Origin of the sequence: Mycobacterium mantenii, assembly GCF_010731775.1 — a bacterium.
In the GTDB taxonomy this organism is placed as follows: Bacteria; Actinomycetota; Actinomycetes; order Mycobacteriales; family Mycobacteriaceae; genus Mycobacterium; species Mycobacterium mantenii.
Genome location: NZ_AP022590.1, coordinates 5,623,916 through 5,640,369, shown reverse-complemented (window position 1 = coordinate 5,640,369; position 16,454 = coordinate 5,623,916). Strand labels below are relative to the sequence as shown.

The following is a 16,454-nucleotide window of genomic DNA, read 5'->3' as shown; positions in this document are numbered from 1 at the left end:
GACGCTCAGGCCGGCGCGGCCCGGTTGTCCTTGTCCGTCGGGCGCACCACGATCGACGCCCCGAGCGGCTCGCCGTCGCTCAGTAGCCCGACCAGATTGGCGTCCTCGGTCAGAGCCAGGAAGCGGCTGCCGTCGTCGTCGAGGCGGCCGATGATGACGCCGGTCCGGACCGGCCAGTCGTAGCGCACGGTATAGGTCTCGATGGTCGCCGGACCGTCGGCCTTGACGGTCACCGGCACCTTGGGCCGGGCGGCGACCTCGGCACGCAGTGCGGCGCTGTTGTCGGGCTTCCAGTTCACCGGAGTGGTCGAGTACACCCCGACGGAGTACTTGCTCATGATCCCGCCGTTGGCGGCGACCAGGCCGAATTGTCCAGGTAGATCCCGCATTTCGCTGACCGTCTCGGCGATGCCGTGCAGCGAGTAATTGTTGCCCGGTCCGCCGAAGTACGGCAGGCCGCCGGTGAGCGTCAGCCCGCGCGGGTCGTCGGTGGCCAGACCCGTGCCGTCGCAGAAGTTGAACACCGGCACCGGGAAGCAGCTGTACAAATCGAAGGTCGACACGTCGTCGATGCCGACACCCGCGCCGGCGAGGGCTTCCCGGACCGCCAGCACCGAGGCCGAGTTGTAGGTCAGGTCGACGCGGTCCAGCAGCGGCTGGTCCACCATGTCGGCGTGGCCGTGCAGGTACACCCAGCGCTCCTCGGGCACGCCGAGCCGGCGGGCGGCGGCCACCGACATCAGCAGCGCGGCCGCGCCCTGGTTCACCTGGTCGCGGGCCACCAGCAACCTCGGGTACGGATCGCAGATCATCCGGTTGGACGCGGTCACGGTGATGAGCTCGTCGACGCCGCGCTCCACGGGCGAGGACGCGAACGGGTTCTTCGCCGCCACCTTGGTGAACGGCGCGAACAGCTCACCCATCTGGCGGCGGTAGTCGGCGACGCTCAGGCCCAGCCGGGCGCGTCGGGCGTTCTCCAGCAGCCCGTACTGGGCCGGCGCTCCGATCAGGCCGTGCGCGACGGTGTAATCGTCGAACAGACCCTCGTAGCCGAAGCCGCGGTCCTCGAGGGAACCCTCGACCGTGTCGGAGTGGTCCGGCTTCTCCCGGTCGGCGAAATACCGAATGCTCGAGGTGTTTTCGGAGCCGAAGATCATCACGACCTGGGCCTCACCCGTGGCGATGACGCCGGCGAACTCGGTGACCAGATGCTGGGGGCCCTGGCCGCCGATCGGCTCGAGAACCGCGCGGGCCGGTGCGGCGCCGATCCGCTTGGCCACCGACCTCGGGTAGTTGTTCGACTTGCCCATCGGCGCGGGTGTCCGCCCGGAGAGCTCGAACTGGCGGATCGCGGCGACGGTGTCGATGGCCGCGGCGACGGCGGCGGTGTCCGCCCCGCAGTCATGCAGTGCGGCCCGCGCCGCGGCCGTCGCCAATGCCACCGACGACATCCCGCGGTAGCCGGAGTCCTCGATGCGCTCGGTGAACTGCCCCACACCGACGATGACCGGGGTGCTCGGGTCGAGATTCATAGACCCACTATCTACCGGCGCAGCCCCGTGGCCCAAATCGGGCCCAGGGGACGCGATAGATCGCTACAGGTTCTGCAGGATCTCCCGGGCCAGCGCGGCGGTCTCCGACGGCGTCTTGCCGACCCTGACGCCGGCCGCCTCCAGGGCCTCCTTCTTGGCGGCCGCGGTGCCCGACGAGCCGGACACGATGGCACCCGCGTGGCCCATCGTCTTGCCCTCCGGCGCGGTGAATCCCGCGACATAGCCGACGACAGGCTTGGAGACGTTGGCCTTGATGTAGTCGGCCGCGCGCTCCTCGGCGTCACCGCCGATCTCCCCGATCATCACGATGACCTTGGTGTCGGGGTCCTTCTCGAAGGCCTCGATGGCGTCGATGTGGGTGGTGCCGATCACCGGGTCACCACCGATGCCGATCGAGGTGGAGAAGCCGAAATCGCGCAGCTCGTACATCATCTGGTAGGTCAGGGTGCCCGACTTGGACACCAACCCGACCGGGCCAGGTCCACTGATGTTCGCCGGGGTGATGCCCGCCAGCGCCTCACCCGGGGTGATGATGCCGGGGCAGTTCGGCCCGATGATCCGCGTCTTCTGACCGTTGTCGACGTTGTAGGCCCACGCATAGGCGCTGTCCTGCACCGGAATTCCCTCGGTGATGACGACCAGCAGCGGGATCTCGGCGTCGATGGCCTCGATGATCGCGTCCTTGGCGAATTTCGGCGGCACGAAGACGACGGACACGTTGGCGCCGGTCTCCTTCATCGCTTCCGCGACGCTGCCGAAGACCGGGAGCTCGACGTCCTTGCCGACCGGATCCACGTGCGACACGGTGGTGCCGGCCTTGCGGGCGTTCACCCCGCCCACCACCTGGGTGCCGGCCTTGAGCATGAGTGCGGTGTGCTTGGTGCCCTCGCCGCCGGTGATGCCCTGGACGATGACTTTGGAGTCCTTATTCAGGAAGATCGACATCTCTTTGAGTCCCTTACTTGTTCGCCAGCTCGGCGGCTTTGTCGGCACCGGCGTCCATGGTCTCGGCCTGGATCACCAGCGGGTGGTTGGCTTGGGCCAGAATGCGGCGGCCTTCGTCGACGTTGTTGCCGTCGAGCCGGACCACGAGCGGCTTGTTGGCCTCGTCCCCGAGCATGTTCAGCGCGGTCACGATTCCGTTGGCGACGGCGTCGCAGGACGTGATGCCGCCGAACACGTTCACGAACACGCTCTTGACCTGCTTGTCGTTCAGGATCACGTCGAGCCCCGCGGCCATCACCTCGGCCGACGCGCCACCACCGATGTCGAGGAAGTTGGCCGGCTTGACCCCGCCGTGCTTCTCGCCGGCGTAGGCGACGACGTCGAGCGTCGACATCACCAGGCCCGCACCGTTGCCGATGATGCCGACCGAGCCGTCGAGCTTGACGTAGTTGAGGTCGTGCTCCTTGGCCTTGAGCTCCAGCGGGTCGGTGGCGTCGCGGTCTTCGAACTCGGCGTGGCCGGGCTGACGGAAGTCGGCGTTGGCGTCCAGCGTGACCTTGCCGTCCAGCGCCAGAATGCGGTCTTCGGGGTCGCGCACCAACGGGTTGACCTCAACCAGGGTGGCGTCCTCGGCGACGAAGACCTCCCACAGCTTGTTGATGGTGACCGCGGCGGCGTCGAGCACCTCGGCGGGCAGGTGGCCCTGCTCGGCGATGGAACGCGCGGTCGCCAGGTCGACGCCCTTGACGGCGTCCACCGGAACCTTGGCCAGTCGCTCGGGCTTGGTGGCGGCCACCTCCTCGATTTCCATGCCTCCTTCGACCGAGCACATCGCCAGGTAGGTGCGGTTGGCGCGGTCGAGCAGGAAGGAGATGTAGTACTCCTCGGCGATGTCGCTGGCCTCGGCGACCAGCAGCTTCTTCACGACGTGTCCCTTGATGTCGAGACCGAGAATGTTCTTGGCGTGCTCGTAGGCGTCGTCGGGCGTCGCCGCGTACTTGACGCCACCGGCCTTACCGCGACCGCCGACTTTCACCTGCGCCTTGACCATCACCGGACGACCGATCTCGGTGGCGATCTCCCGAGCGCCCTCGGCGGTCTCGGTCACGCGTCCCGGCGTAGTCGGTACGTTGTGCTTGGCGAACAATTCTTTTGCTTGATATTCGAAAAGGTCCATGGACTCTCTGTCTTCGCTCGACTCAACTACTAGGCCTCGTGGTGGGCGGTGCCGCAGTCGGCAACTCGCACGGACGAACTGTATCCACCCCTCAAACGGCTGCTCCCGCCGCGTCCGCCGATGTGGTACAGCTCACGGGCTATGGGTTGACCGTCCGCGTGATCCAAATCACAATTCGGGCCGGATTGTGCAGCGAGGTTGCCAGTCGCGCGCGTTAGCGGATACCTTCCTAGGGGTCCAGATAACGTTATGGTCACGATACGAGGACATTTCAGGTTGCCCCAACACCGAATTGCCCGGCCTTCCGCCGTGACTGAAGGCGTCGTGAGGGTAGGTCGCGCGGCAGGCGCCCGATGGGCGGATGCACCGCATCGCACCGAGGTCACCGAAATCCTGCCGCTCGACGGCCTCGATTTCGACGACTTCGACTTCAGCGACGACGCGAGCGATCTCGGCGACCTGGACTTCAGCAACGACTCGACGTTCGACAACGCCGCGCAGGTGCTGCTGGCGCCCGAGCTCGACGACCTGCACGCTTCCGACGATCTTCGCCCGGACTGGCTGGCCGCACCCGTCACCGAGGTGCTGCCGCGGGTGATCATCGAGCCGCGCACCGAGCGGCGGCTCGATCGCCCGCACGCCGCCGACGTCATCGGCGTCGCACGACGCGGCGGGCAGCACCGCAAGCAACCGACCAGCGCGGCCCGGGGCCGCCTGCTGATCTCGGCGATGGCGGCCGGTGCCGCCGCCGCGGCGGCCCACACGGCCACCAGCCACGCCGACACCCCCAAGACCGACGCCGTGCTCACCGCCAACGCATCCGCACTCACCGGCGGGGCGGGCAGCAACACCGTCCGCGGCCCCCAGGTGATCGCCGCGGACCGGGCGGCCACCGCCGCGCTGCACAACCAGGAGCTGGCCAAGGGCGTCGCCTTCGCCAACGATCGCGCTCAGCGCGAGGCGCGGTTGTCGCAGCCGCTCTACGTCATGCCGACCAAGGGGATCTTCACCTCCAACTTCGGCTACCGCTGGGGCGTGCTGCACGCCGGTATCGACCTGGCCAACTCGATCGGGACACCGATCTACGCGGTGTCGGACGGCGTCGTCATCGACTCCGGTCCGGCCAGCGGCTACGGCATGCTGGTCAAGCTGCGCCACGCCGATGGCACCGTCACGCTCTACGGCCACATCAACACCACGCTGGTCAGCGTCGGTGAGCGGGTGATGGCCGGCGATCAGATCGCGACGATGGGCAACCGGGGCAATTCCACCGGCCCGCACCTGCATTTCGAGGTGCTGCAGGGCGGCACCGAACGGATCGACCCTGTGCCGTGGCTCGCTAAGCGTGGTCTTATGGTCGGCAACTACGCTGGTTGAGGTGACCGCGCCGAACGAACACCCTTCCGGTCCGCAACCGCCCGAGTCCGCGCCACAGCCCGAGTCGCCCTCCGACGTGCGGACACGAATCATCCGGCGTGCGCCGACCGGGCCCATACCGACCACGCCGGACACCCCCACCACCCATTTCGTCCCGCAACCGTCGCCCCACCGGGCGGGTCCTCGCGCGGGCCGCGGCGGCTATGCCGGAATGCCGGCCCTCGAACCCACCGACCGAACGGCCGTCGCCGCCTGCGCGGTGAGCATCGTCAGCGGCTGGGCCACATCGGTGGTGGCCACCGACCTGATCGCCGGTTGGTGGCGAACCGACCGCCTGTTCTGCATCGCGGTGGCGTTCCTGGCCCTGGTGTTCGCGGGCACCACGGTGTCGGGCGTGATCATGCTGCTGCAACGCCGATCGATCAGCCGCTACCTTTTGATGGCCGGCGCGCTGGTCGCCTTCCTTACCTACATCGGCGTGTTCATCGCCGGCGCCCGGGTCGCGTGGGTGGTGCATTTGCTGCCGGTATTGCCGATCGCCACGGTGGTGCTGGTCATGCTGCCGCAAACCAAACGCTGGCTGGACGCCTGACCTTCGCCGAACGCGAACTCGCCGCGGCAATTTCGGCGATTTCTCGCCGTGAGTGCACGGTCGGCGAGCTAAAGCTTGCTGATCGGGGCGTGATTGTGCATCAGTTTCACCCGCCCCGAGCTGCCGAAGTCGATCAGCGACATCGCCGATTCCCCGACGCCGGACACTTCCTCGACCCGGCCCAGCCCGTACTTGTCGTGCGTCACCCGGTCGCCGGGCTCGAGTACCAGTAGCGGGCGCTTGCTCATCCCCGAGCGGGTCGGGGACGGACGTGGCGTGCCGAACCGGCCGGCGCCACTCACCGGCGCGCTGAACGACGACACCGGGGCGGTGCGCCGCCAATCGATGAGTTCTTGCGGAATCTCCTGCAGGAAGCGCGATTCCGGGTTGAGCATGGGCTGCCCCCAGGAGGACCGGACGATGGCCCTGCTGAGGTAGAGCCGTTGCCGCGCCCGGGTGATCCCCACGTAGGCCAGACGCCGCTCCTCGGAGAGTTCGACTGGATCATCCAACGACCGCATGTGGGGGAACATTCCGTCCTCCCAGCCGGTGACGAACACCACCGGAAACTCGAGCCCCTTTGCGGTGTGCAGGGTCATCAGGGTGACCATGCCGGCGCCGTCCTCGGGAATCTCGTCGCTGTCGGAGACCAGTGAGACCCGCTCCAAGAACTCGGCCAGCACGCCGGTGTCCGGCACGTCTTCGTCTTCGGGGGTTTGCAGGGACTCGCCCAGCGCCGCCGCGTTGGCCCGGTCGGTGCTGAATTCGTGTGCCACGCTGACGAGTTCGTTGAGGTTGTCCAAGCGCGCCAGTTCCTGGGGATCGGTGGAGGATTCCAGTTCCCTGCGGTACCCGGTGCGTTCGAGCACCGACTCGACCAGATCCCCGAGATCGTCGTCCAGCCGGCCGCGCAGCTCGTCCAGCAGCTCGACGAAACCGGCGATCGCCTTCTCCGCACGCGAATTCAGCATCGGCACTTTGCCTTCGGCCGCGGCCACGAGCGCGTCGGCGAAACTGGACCCGGTGTTCTCGGCGTACACCGCCACGCACGCCTCGGCACGATCGCCGATGCCCCGGCGCGGGGTGTTGAGGATGCGCCGCATGCTGACCGCGTCCCCGGGGTTGTCCAGCACCCGCAGATAGGCGACGACGTCGCGGATCTCCTTGCGCTCGTAAAAGCGCACTCCTCCAACGACTTTGTAGGGTATCCCGGCGCGGATGAACACCTCTTCGAACGACCGCGACGAGTTGTTGGTGCGGTAGAAGACGGCGACGTCGTTGTAGGTGATCTCGCCTTTCTCGGCGAGCGCATCGATCTCCTCGGCCACGAATCGAGCCTCGTCGTGTTCGTTGTCGGCGACGTAGCCGACGATCAGCTCGCCGGCGCCTTCGGCGGTCCACAGTCGCTTGTCGCGGCGCCCGGAGTTGCGGGCGATCACCGAGTTGGCCGCGGACAAGATGTTTTGCGTCGAGCGGTAATTCTGTTCCAGCAGAATGGTTGTCGCGTCCGGGTAGTCGCGTTCGAAGTCTTCGATGTTGCGGATGGTGGCTCCGCGGAACGCGTAGATCGACTGGTCGGCGTCGCCGACCACGCACAGCTCCGCGGGCGGCACCTCATCGGATACCTCGTCACTGCCGGCCCCCGGGCCGGCTCCGGCGAGCCGCGCTGGACCGCCGCGGCCGGCCAGTTCCCGCACCAGCACGTACTGCGCGTGGTTGGTGTCCTGGTACTCGTCGACCAGGACATGCCGGAACCGCCGCCGGTAGTGCTGAGCAATCTGCGGGAAGGCCCGCAGCACCGCCACGGTCTCCCCGATCAGGTCGTCGAAGTCCAGCGCGTTGGCCGCCCGCAGCCGCCGTTGGTATTCGCCGTAGACGCTGGCCACCGTGCGGGACAACTCGCCGGAATCGTCGGTCAGCTTGCCCACCGCCTCGGCGGGGTCGATCAACTCGTTCTTCAGGTTGGAGATGGCGTTGGCAAGCAGCCGCGGCGAGTAGCGCTTGATGTCGAGCCCCATGTCCCGCCCGATCATCTGCAGCAGGCGCCGTGAGTCGTCGGCGTCGTAGATGGAGAAGTTGGAGTTGAGGCCCTCGATCAGGGACGCCTGGTTGCGCAGGATGCGCACACAGGTCGAGTGGAACGTGGACACCCACATGGCGCGGGCCCGGTTGCCCACCAGGCGCACCACACGTTCCCGCATCTCGGCGGCGGCCTTGTTGGTGAACGTGATGGCCAGCACCTGACCCACACCCACCCCGCGTTCGGCGATCAGGTAGGCGATGCGGCGGGTCAACACCGCGGTCTTCCCCGAACCCGCGCCCGCGACGATCAGCAGTGGGGAACCCTCGTGCACCACCGCTTGGCGCTGTTGCGGATTTAGGCCCGCGAGCAGTTGATCTGCCTCGGAGGCCGGCTTTACATCTGTTGCGTGCACACTCATGTCAGTCCAAACTTACCGCCGCCCACTGACGCGCAGCGCCTTGGCATCAGACCAGGCTAGTGGCCGAAGTGGCGGGGCGGCGTCATGCAGACTACCGACAATCCGGCGTGTCGGAGTGCAGTTTCCGAACCGCGGTTTGCCCTGGGACCCAATTGCGCCCGAGTCCAAAGGCGCAGCTTAGACCCGTTTTTTTGCGCGCCCACAGTTTTTGATGGCACACTCGACTCGTGCTCAACCTGCAGTGTCGGCGACGCTCTTCCACCCAGGAGTGGCGCCGCCGATCTTTCTACGGGTACCGGTTCGCGGTGCTCGTGGTCTAACTGCTTCCGCAGAGCCCCGTGGTCCGATCTCGGCACTCGGGGCTCGCCTTTTGTGTAAGGCCCGATACTGCATGAGACCAGAACCGCCACATCGCGACAAAGACGCGGAGTCAGCTGAGATGGAGATCGAGATGGCGGAGGCCCACGAGGTCACCGACATAGACAAGTTGCGCCACGAGATCGACCGGCTCGACGCGGAGATTCTCGCCGCGGTGCAGCGGCGCACCGAGGTGTCACAGGCGATCGGCAAGGCCCGGATGGCGTCCGGTGGCACGCGGCTGGTCCATAGCCGTGAGATGAAAGTGATCGAGCGCTACAGCGAGCTCGGCCCCGAGGGCAAAGACCTGGCGATCCTGCTGCTGCGCCTGGGCCGAGGCCGGCTCGGTCACTGACCTCGCCGGTTCACGGTCCGGCACGCACGGCTCGCCGCTACACCTGGCTCCGTCACGTCCGAGCCCATAGGGTCGAAGCATGACCTCAGTGCACACCATCCCCGACATCACCGCCACCCCGGCGTGGGACGCCCTGCGCAGGCATCATGAACAAATCGGCGACACCCATCTGCGCCAGTTCTTCGACGACGATCCCGAACGCGGCCGCGAGCTGACCGTCTCCGTCGGCGACCTCTACATCGATTACAGCAAGCACCGCATCACGCGAGAAACGCTGCGGCTCTTGGTCGATCTGGCGCGCACGGCCAACCTCGAAGAGCGCCGCGACCAGATGTTCAGCGGAGTGCACATCAACACCTCCGAGGATCGCGCGGTCCTGCACACCGCGCTGCGACTCCCCCGGGATGCCGAGCTGACGGTCGACGGCGAAAACGTCGTCGAGGATGTGCACTCGGTGCTCGACGCCATGGGCGACTTCACCGATCGGTTGCGCAGCGGTGAATGGACCGGAGCCACCGGGAAACGAATCAGCACGGTGGTCAACATCGGCATCGGTGGATCGGACCTCGGCCCGGTGATGGTCTACCAGGCGCTGCGCCACTATGCGGATGCGGGGATCTCGGCGCGCTTCGTCTCCAACGTCGACCCGGCGGATCTGATCGCCACATTGGCCGACTTGGATCCCGCCACAACGCTTTTCATTGTCGCGTCGAAGACGTTCTCGACGCTGGAAACCCTGACCAACGCCACGGCCGCCCGCCGATGGATCACCGACGCCCTCGGCGACGCCGCGGTGTCCCAGCACTTCGTCGCCGTCTCCACCAACAAACGCCTCGTCGACGACTTCGGCATCAACACCGACAACATGTTCGGCTTCTGGGATTGGGTCGGGGGCCGCTACTCGGTGGACTCGGCGATCGGCCTGTCGGTGATGGCCGTCATCGGTCGAGAAGCGTTCGCGGACTTCCTATCCGGATTCCACATCGTCGACCGGCATTTCAAGACCGCGCCGCTGGAGTCCAATGCGCCTGTGCTGCTTGGACTTATCGGCCTGTGGTACTCCAACTTTATGGGCGCGCAATCGCGCGCCGTGCTGCCGTATTCCAACGACCTGGCACGTTTTGCCGCCTATCTGCAACAGCTGACCATGGAATCCAACGGCAAGTCCACCCGCGCGGACGGCAGCCCGGTCACCACCGACACCGGTGAAATCTTTTGGGGCGAACCGGGAACCAATGGGCAGCACGCGTTCTACCAGTTGCTGCATCAGGGCACCCGGTTGGTGCCGGCCGACTTCATCGGGTTCAGCCAGCCCATCGACGACCTGCCGACCGCCGAAGGCAGCGGCAGCATGCACGACTTGTTGATGAGCAACTTCTTCGCCCAGACCCAGGTGCTGGCCTTCGGCAAGACGGCCGAAGAGATCGCCGCCGAAGGCACGCCCGCCGACATCGTGCCGCACAAGGTGATGCCCGGTAACCGGCCGTCGACCTCGATCCTGGCCAACCGGCTCACGCCGTCGGTCATGGGCCAGCTGATCGCGCTGTACGAGCACCAGGTCTTCACCGAGGGCGTGATCTGGGGCATCGACTCGTTCGACCAATGGGGCGTGGAGCTGGGCAAAACCCAGGCCAAAGCCCTGCTTCCGGTGATCACCGCGGACGGCTCGCCGGCGCCGCAGTCGGACAGCTCCACCGACGCCCTGGTGCGCCGCTACCGCAGCGAGCGCGGGCGAACCAGCTGAATCTCAGGCGAACATCTTGGTGAGCTGAGGCGGCAGCACCCGCATCAGTTGCACCAGCGGTGCCCACGGCCACCACGGGACCGCGGCCCGCCCGGGCTCACGCTCCATGGCGGCGACGAGGGCGTTGACCCCAGTTTCGTTGTCCACCATCAACATTGTGCTGTTGGACTTGGCCGTCATCTCCGACTCGATGTAGCCGGGCTCGATGACCGACACCTTGACGGGCCCCTTGGCGTACTCGGCGCGCAGCGACTCACCCAGTGAGCTCACCCCGGCCTTGCTCGCCGCGTACGCCGCCTTGACGCCGGGCACACCCTTGTTGCCGAGCACCGACGAGATCAGCACCAGGTGGCCAGAACCGCTTTTGTTGAACATCTCCAGCGCGATCTCGATCTGCACCAGCGCGGACACCAGGTTGGTCTCGATCGTGGCCTTGTTGGCCCACAGCTTGCCGGAGCCCAGCTTTGCTCCCTTGCCGATGCCGGCATTGACGACAATGCGGTCGATGCCGCCCAGCTCGTCGCTGAGTTCGGCGAACACCTTGGGGACGGCCTCGTGGTCGTTGACATCCAGTGCGGCGACCGCGATCTTGATGCCGGGATACTTCTGCGACAGCTCGGCTTTCAGCTCATCGAGCCGGTCGGTGCGACGCGCACACAGTGCAAGGTCGCGGCCTTTGGCGGCAAACGCGCGCGCCATGCCGGCGCCCAGTCCGGAGCTGGCACCGGTGATAAGGATCTTCTGGCGAGTCATCGGGGCAGCATATCGACAGGTGTCAAGTCGCGGCCGGGCGACTACTTCAGCAACCGCGACATCCGCCGGTCGGCAAGTATTTTGCCCCCGGTCTGACACGTCGGGCAGTACTGGAAAGACTTGTCCGCGAACGACACTTCGCGCACGGTGTCCCCGCACACCGGGCAGGGCAGCCCGGTGCGCGCGTGCACCCGCAAGCCGGAGCGCTTCTCGCCCTTGAGCGTGGCCGCCCCCTGGCCGACGGATCGGCTTACCGCATCGGTGAGCACCGAGACCATCGCGTCGTGCAGCGCGGCGAGCTGCTGATCGGACAGCTTGCCGGCCGTGGCGAACGGTGAAATGCGCGCGACGTGCAGAATCTCGTCGCTGTAGGCGTTGCCGATGCCGGCGATCACCTTCTGGTCGGTGATGACGGTCTTGATCCGGCCGGTGTTGCCGGCCAACAGATTGCCCAGCGCGTCGACGTCCAGATCCAGCGCGTCGGGCCCGAGCGTGGCGATGCCGGGGACCTGCGCCGGGTCGTCGACCAGCCACACCGCCAGCCGCTTCTGGGTGCCGGCCTCGGTGAGGTCGAAGCCGGGCGCGTCACCGGGCGTGCCCAGGTGCACCCGCAACGCGATCGGGCCCTTGCCGGGCCGCAGCGGCGCCGCGGCCAGCTTGTCGGACCACCGCAACCAGCCCGCACGCGACAGGTGGGCGATCAGGAAGAGGGTGTCGGTGCGCAGACCCAGGTACTTGCCCCACCGCTCGGCCCCCACCACGGCCTGGCCGTGCAGCGCGCTGATCGGCGGGTCGAACGTCTTCAGCACGGACAGCGCGGCGATGTCGACCCGGCCGACCGTCAGCCCGACGGCATGGCGCCGTAGATGGTCGACCAGCGCTTCGATCTCGGGTAGTTCGGGCACGGTTTCAGTGTGCCGGTCTGAGCAAATAGGTGTCCATGATCCAGCCGTGCCGGGCGCGGGCTTCGGCCCGCAGCGAAACGATGCGGGGTCCCACCTCGCCGACGGTGCCCGCGACCAGCAGTTCGTCGTCGGTGCCGAGGTAGGCGCCCCACCAGATTCGGGTGCCCGGCGGACAGACCTGGAAGGAGCAGTCGGCGTCGAGCATCACGACGGCGGTTCCCGGGGCCGGCCCGTGCGTGCGCAGTTGCCGCCCGGTGGTGATCACAACGGGTTCGCCGACCTCGTTGAGCGGGATGCGGTGCCGGGCGGTCAGCGCCTGCACGGCGGTGATGCCCGGGATGACGTCGAACGTGAAGTCGACGCGGCCCGCCACCGCGTCGAGGATGCGCAGGGTGCTGTCGTAGAGCGACGGATCACCCCAGGCCAAGAACGCGCCGACGCCATCGGGACCCAGCTCGGCGGAGATGGCGTCGGCCCAGATCTGCGCGCGGGCGGCGTGCCAATCCGCAACCGCGTCACGGTAATCGGCTTGCCGGTTGTCGGGGTCGGCCCGCTTGGGGTCGGGCAGCTCGACGAAGCGGTAGCGCGGCTCACGGATGAACCGGCCGCAGATCTCGCGTCGCAGCGCCACCAGATCGCTCTTCTGCTCGCCCTTGTCCATCGCGAAGAACACCTCGGTGTCGTTGAGCGCCTCGATCGCCTGCACGGTCACATAGTCGGGATCGCCGGCACCGATGCCGATGACATGGATGTGCCGGCCCACTACTCCGCCTCCTGATGCTTGTTGCCCGTCAGATTGCCGAATCGCAACCTCCAGCATCTAGTCGGGACCACAAGTACCCAGTACCATGGGTACCGTCTGCAGCACCAATGGAGGGACGCCTGCGATGACCACTCCGGTGAAACCAGCTGGGCCGAGTCGTGAGGACTTCGCGGAGCGTCTGCTGCGCGGATCGGTCAAAAAGTCCTACGAGCCCGTCGTCGACATCGACTGGGACGCCGAGCTGGACCCGGACAAGTTCTATCTGCCGCCCCGGCTGGTGTCGCTCTACGGCACGCCCATGTGGGACGAGATGACCCGCGAGCAACAGATCGAGCTGTCCCGCCAGGAATTGGTCAACACGCTGTCGGCCGGCATCTGGTTCGAGAACATGCTCAATCAGGCGCTGCTGCGCACGATCCTGCACGAGGACCCCACCAGTCGGTCGACGCATTACAAGCTGACCGAACTGGGCGACGAGACCCGCCACATGGTGATGTTCGGCAAGGCCATCGAACGCATCGGCGCCAAGCCGGTGCGGCCCAAGCGGTTTCACCGGATGATCATCAATGCGCTGCCCTTGGCCTTCCAGCGTGGCTCGATGCTCTGGGTGGCCGCACTGATCGGCGAGGAGATCTTCGACTCGCTGCAGCGGCAGATGATGGACGACCCGGAATTGCAGCCGATCATCCAGCGGCTCATGCGTATTCACGTCACCGAAGAGGCGCGCCACATCCAGTTCGCGCGCGACGGCGCCCGCAAGCGGGTCGCCGAGATGCCCCGACTCAACCGCTGGTTCATGGCGAACATCAACGGCCTGGGCGGCTACTTCTTCAACTACCTGTTCAGCAATCCGATCCCTTATGCGCGAACGGGTCTGGACCCCAAGCGGGCCCGCCAGATCGCGCGCACCAGCCCGCATCGCCGCGACATGCAGGTTGCCGGTTTCGCTCCGCTGGCGGCGTTTTTGACCGAGGTCGGGCTGATGGGACCGATCGCGCGCCGCGGCTGGCAGCGCAGCAGGTTTCTGTGACGCCGGCGCGGGATCGCACCGAGCGTCGTTGCCGCATCGCCGTCGCCGGAGCGGGCGTCTGCGCGAAGAGCGTCCAAAGCGCCTTGCCGGCAGCCGGTTTCACCGACCGAGTGACGCTGGACCGACCCGTCCGGCGCGCACGCTTTGACGACGGCTCCGATAGCTGGCTGTTGACCACGGCGGAGGGCGAACAAATCCGGGCCGACGTCGTCGTCGCCGCCGACCGCCCGGTCCAGCTGCCCTGGCTGCCCCCCATCGCCGGGCGCGACGAATTCGGCGGGGCGTCGTTTCACGCCGCGGCGTGGGATTGCGGATTCGATCCGGCCGGCAAGCACATCGCGGTGGTCGGCACCGACGCCGCGGCGGCCCACCACCTCGGGTGGCTGGTGCAAAAAGCGGCATCGGTCACCGTCTTCGCGCACGCGCCGCGTCGCGTCGTGACCGACATCCCGGTGTGGTCGACACGCGCCAAACGCTGGCTGCGGGGCCACGCCCGGACGGTCGGCCGGCCTCGGGTCGCGATCGCCGCGTCGGCAATCGATGTGGTGACCACCTCAGGCGTGCGCACCGTCGACGGCGCCGATCATCGTGTCGACGCCATCATCTACGGCACCGGCTTCGTCATCCCCGAGGACGTCGCCGACGAGGCCTTGGTCGGTGCGGCCGGACTGCCGATCCGCCAGGCGTGGCACGACGGCATGGAGCCGTTCTGCGGAGTGGCGATTCGCGGCTTTCCCAACTACTTCTTCCTCACCGGACCCGATCCGGACGCGTCGGCGCGCTACGTCGTCGAGTGCCTGAAAGTCATGGAGCGCACCGCCAGCGGCCGCATCGAGGTGCGTGCGAGCAGCCAGCAGGTGTTCAACGAGCGCGCTCAACTGCGCCCGGCCGAGCCGCCCCCCGTGGAGTCGGCCTTCGACCTCTCGGCCAGCGCGCCGCACGGCGATGACACGTACGACGGAACCGCCACGCTGGAGATCGCCGGCACGTGCCACTCCGTGCGGGTCCGGCTCACCGGCCATCTGGACCCGATCGATGGCCACTACCACTGGCAGGGAACCGTATTTGGTTCTCCGACCGGACCCTTGTCCGGCGACATCTTCAAGCGGGCGCGGACCGGCACGCTGACGGTCGGCCGGTACAGCGCGCCGGCACGCATCGTCGAACAGACACCGTGGGGGACGCACTCGGTCGCCGGAGTGGGCGCTCCCCCCTACGCGCTCAGCGATCACTGACCGAGATGCGCGCCGGCTGACCCCCGTCGCGGCGGTTGGTGCCTTTGCGCTGGTGAACGCCCTGTCTTCGCGCATCCGAATAAGTTTGGCGGCGCGCGCCGCGTGGTAACCCCGATAAAAGCGCGTCCTGGGCATTGGACTCCACAGCACGTAGCAGCTGTGCGGTCCAATTCCTGATGGGTGGGGAGGGGGACGCATGATGCTTTCGCTGTGGCATTGCGGCACGGGTTTAAGGGGATTCCGATCGCAGCCTGCAATTTCCGGCTGTGTTCAGGCCAGTCCCGCCGAAGTAGACTTTTGCCGCTGAGAGCGGATACTCAAGCAATCGGCCCGGCAGAATGCGAGGAGCGTAAATGGAACCGGACGCCAGGACCGAGTTGGGATGAGCCCGGTGGCCGTTGCGATGCGGACCGATGACTCAGTAGCCGTTCTCACCGTCAACGGCGAGCTTGACGCCGCCAACTCCACCGCACTTCGCGAACGCATCCTCAAGGCCGCGCTGGACAACGTCGCCGCCGTCGTCGTCGACGTCTCCGGGCTCAAGGTGCAGGCCGAATCCACCTGGTCGACCTTCGTGAGCGCGTACTGGCAGGTAGGCAGCACCCTGCACGTTCCGATCGTGTTGGTCTGCACCGATCGAGCGGCCCGCGACGCGATCACCCACAGCGGCGTCACCCACTTCATGCCGCTCTATTCCGGTGAGAAAGCAGCCATGAAGGCGCTCGGCCAGAACAGCCGTCGGCCGGTGCGGCGCGCCGATGTGCAGCTGCCCGCCGACCTGACCAGTCTGCGCGAGTCACGGCGCATGGTCCGCGAATGGCTCACCACGTGGTCGCAGTCCAAGCTCATTCCGGTGGCCCTGGTGGTGGTCAACGTGTTCGTGGAGAACGTGCTGGAACACACCGCCAGCGTTCCGGTGGTGCGAATCGAAGCCCAGGGCACCACCGCGACCATCGCGGTGTCCGATGCGAGCAACACCCCCGCGGTGCGACTGCCGTCGCCCCCCAAGGGCATCGATGTGTCCGGGCTGGCGATCGTCGACGCGTTGTCGCGCGCGTGGGGCAGCACGCCCACCGCGTCCGGCAAGACGGTGTGGGCGGTCATCGGCCCTGAGAACCAGCTCTAGCCCGAAACCCACCGCCCTGGTCGGCAAGTCGGTGCCGGCCGCGCCCATCCGCCGGTTGTGCTGAAACTAGAACACGTTCTAATGTCGAGTGACGACCCCTC

Annotated in this window: 14 protein-coding genes and 1 pseudogene; 7 read left to right on the top strand and 8 right to left on the bottom strand. The window is 67.1% G+C overall.

Going from position 1 to position 16,454, the window contains the following annotated elements:
* Window positions 1-5: 5 nt before the first annotated feature.
* From G6N50_RS26045 to sucC, 3 genes are all read right to left on the bottom strand, one after another.
* Window positions 6-1,532: an acetyl-CoA acetyltransferase gene (locus tag G6N50_RS26045; protein WP_083096847.1), complete on the bottom strand. Its 1,527-nt coding sequence runs from the start codon at window positions 1,530-1,532 to the stop codon at window positions 6-8.
* Window positions 1,533-1,595: 63 nt separating this feature from the next.
* Complete coding sequence (sucD, locus tag G6N50_RS26040) at window positions 1,596-2,498, bottom strand: succinate--CoA ligase subunit alpha (RefSeq protein WP_083096845.1); 903 nt, start codon at window positions 2,496-2,498, stop codon at window positions 1,596-1,598.
* 13 nt (window positions 2,499-2,511) lie between these two features.
* Window positions 2,512-3,675 carry an ADP-forming succinate--CoA ligase subunit beta gene (sucC, locus tag G6N50_RS26035; protein ID WP_083096844.1) on the bottom strand — a complete coding sequence of 388 codons (1,164 nt, stop codon included), beginning with the start codon at window positions 3,673-3,675 and terminating at the stop codon, window positions 2,512-2,514.
* 324 nt (window positions 3,676-3,999) lie between these two features.
* Between sucC and G6N50_RS26030 the strand changes: the two genes are divergently transcribed.
* Window positions 4,000-5,052 (top strand): M23 family metallopeptidase, encoded by a 1,053-nt coding sequence (locus G6N50_RS26030; RefSeq protein WP_083096842.1) that lies wholly within the window; start codon window positions 4,000-4,002, stop codon window positions 5,050-5,052.
* Window position 5,053: 1 nt separating this feature from the next.
* Window positions 5,054-5,644: a hypothetical protein gene (locus G6N50_RS29045; RefSeq protein ID WP_179970066.1), complete on the top strand. Its 591-nt coding sequence runs from the start codon at window positions 5,054-5,056 to the stop codon at window positions 5,642-5,644.
* Window positions 5,645-5,712: 68 nt separating this feature from the next.
* Here the strand turns inward: G6N50_RS29045 and pcrA are convergent, their stop codons facing one another.
* The gene (gene pcrA / locus G6N50_RS26020) at window positions 5,713-8,085 is read right to left on the bottom strand and encodes a DNA helicase PcrA (protein ID WP_083096841.1); all 2,373 of its coding nucleotides are present in this window, start codon (window positions 8,083-8,085) and stop codon (window positions 5,713-5,715) included.
* A gap of 391 nt (window positions 8,086-8,476) precedes the next feature.
* Here pcrA and G6N50_RS26015 point away from each other — a divergent pair, with 391 nt between their 5' ends.
* The gene (locus G6N50_RS26015) at window positions 8,477-8,797 is read left to right on the top strand and encodes a chorismate mutase (RefSeq protein WP_083096839.1); all 321 of its coding nucleotides are present in this window, start codon (window positions 8,477-8,479) and stop codon (window positions 8,795-8,797) included.
* Window positions 8,798-8,876: 79 nt separating this feature from the next.
* Window positions 8,877-10,541, top strand: coding sequence for a glucose-6-phosphate isomerase (gene pgi / locus G6N50_RS26010; RefSeq protein ID WP_083096838.1), 1,665 nt, complete (start codon window positions 8,877-8,879; stop codon window positions 10,539-10,541).
* A 3-nt stretch (window positions 10,542-10,544) separates the two neighbouring features.
* On the opposite strand, the gene G6N50_RS26005 is transcribed toward pgi, so the two are convergent.
* The 4 genes and pseudogenes from G6N50_RS26005 to cobF all read right to left on the bottom strand — a co-directional run bounded on the left by G6N50_RS26005 (window position 10,545) and on the right by cobF (window position 12,962).
* Window positions 10,545-11,294 carry an SDR family oxidoreductase gene (locus tag G6N50_RS26005; RefSeq protein WP_083096836.1) on the bottom strand — a complete coding sequence of 250 codons (750 nt, stop codon included), beginning with the start codon at window positions 11,292-11,294 and terminating at the stop codon, window positions 10,545-10,547.
* A gap of 41 nt (window positions 11,295-11,335) precedes the next feature.
* Window positions 11,336-11,794, bottom strand: coding sequence for a zinc finger domain-containing protein (locus tag G6N50_RS29610; RefSeq protein ID WP_232069019.1), 459 nt, complete (start codon window positions 11,792-11,794; stop codon window positions 11,336-11,338).
* A gap of 162 nt (window positions 11,795-11,956) precedes the next feature.
* Window positions 11,957-12,199, bottom strand: a pseudogene (locus G6N50_RS29605) (DNA-formamidopyrimidine glycosylase family protein); the annotation flags it as partial.
* Window positions 12,200-12,203: 4 nt separating this feature from the next.
* Window positions 12,204-12,962: a precorrin-6A synthase (deacetylating) gene (cobF, locus tag G6N50_RS25995; RefSeq protein ID WP_083096833.1), complete on the bottom strand. Its 759-nt coding sequence runs from the start codon at window positions 12,960-12,962 to the stop codon at window positions 12,204-12,206.
* Window positions 12,963-13,086: 124 nt separating this feature from the next.
* Here cobF and G6N50_RS25990 point away from each other — a divergent pair, with 124 nt between their 5' ends.
* The 3 genes from G6N50_RS25990 (at window position 13,087) to G6N50_RS25980 (ending at window position 16,353) form a co-directional block, all read left to right on the top strand.
* Window positions 13,087-13,992: an AurF N-oxygenase family protein gene (locus tag G6N50_RS25990; RefSeq protein ID WP_083096832.1), complete on the top strand. Its 906-nt coding sequence runs from the start codon at window positions 13,087-13,089 to the stop codon at window positions 13,990-13,992.
* Between the two features lie 236 nt (window positions 13,993-14,228).
* On the top strand, window positions 14,229-15,227 hold the full coding sequence (locus G6N50_RS25985; RefSeq protein ID WP_232069018.1) for a DUF4873 domain-containing protein: 999 nt from the start codon (window positions 14,229-14,231) through the stop codon (window positions 15,225-15,227).
* Between the two features lie 382 nt (window positions 15,228-15,609).
* Window positions 15,610-16,353 (top strand): STAS domain-containing protein, encoded by a 744-nt coding sequence (locus G6N50_RS25980; protein ID WP_083096829.1) that lies wholly within the window; start codon window positions 15,610-15,612, stop codon window positions 16,351-16,353.
* The last annotated feature ends 101 nt before the right edge of the window (window positions 16,354-16,454 follow it).

What these genes read in the sequence shown, in the direction of transcription:
- G6N50_RS26015 (WP_083096839.1), top strand. Translation starts at nt 8,477, where the DNA reads ATGAGACCAGAACCGCCACATCGCGACAAAGACGCGGAGTCAGCTGAG.
- G6N50_RS26005 (WP_083096836.1), bottom strand. Translation starts at nt 11,294, where the DNA reads ATGACTCGCCAGAAGATCCTTATCACCGGTGCCAGCTCCGGACTGGGC.
- G6N50_RS25980 (WP_083096829.1), top strand. Translation starts at nt 15,610, where the DNA reads ATGAGCCCGGTGGCCGTTGCGATGCGGACCGATGACTCAGTAGCCGTT.
- pcrA (WP_083096841.1), bottom strand. Translation starts at nt 8,085, where the DNA reads ATGAGTGTGCACGCAACAGATGTAAAGCCGGCCTCCGAGGCAGATCAA.
- sucC (WP_083096844.1), bottom strand. Translation starts at nt 3,675, where the DNA reads ATGGACCTTTTCGAATATCAAGCAAAAGAATTGTTCGCCAAGCACAAC.
- pgi (WP_083096838.1), top strand. Translation starts at nt 8,877, where the DNA reads ATGACCTCAGTGCACACCATCCCCGACATCACCGCCACCCCGGCGTGG.
- G6N50_RS26045 (WP_083096847.1), bottom strand. Translation starts at nt 1,532, where the DNA reads ATGAATCTCGACCCGAGCACCCCGGTCATCGTCGGTGTGGGGCAGTTC.
- sucD (WP_083096845.1), bottom strand. Translation starts at nt 2,498, where the DNA reads ATGTCGATCTTCCTGAATAAGGACTCCAAAGTCATCGTCCAGGGCATC.
- G6N50_RS25990 (WP_083096832.1), top strand. Translation starts at nt 13,087, where the DNA reads ATGACCACTCCGGTGAAACCAGCTGGGCCGAGTCGTGAGGACTTCGCG.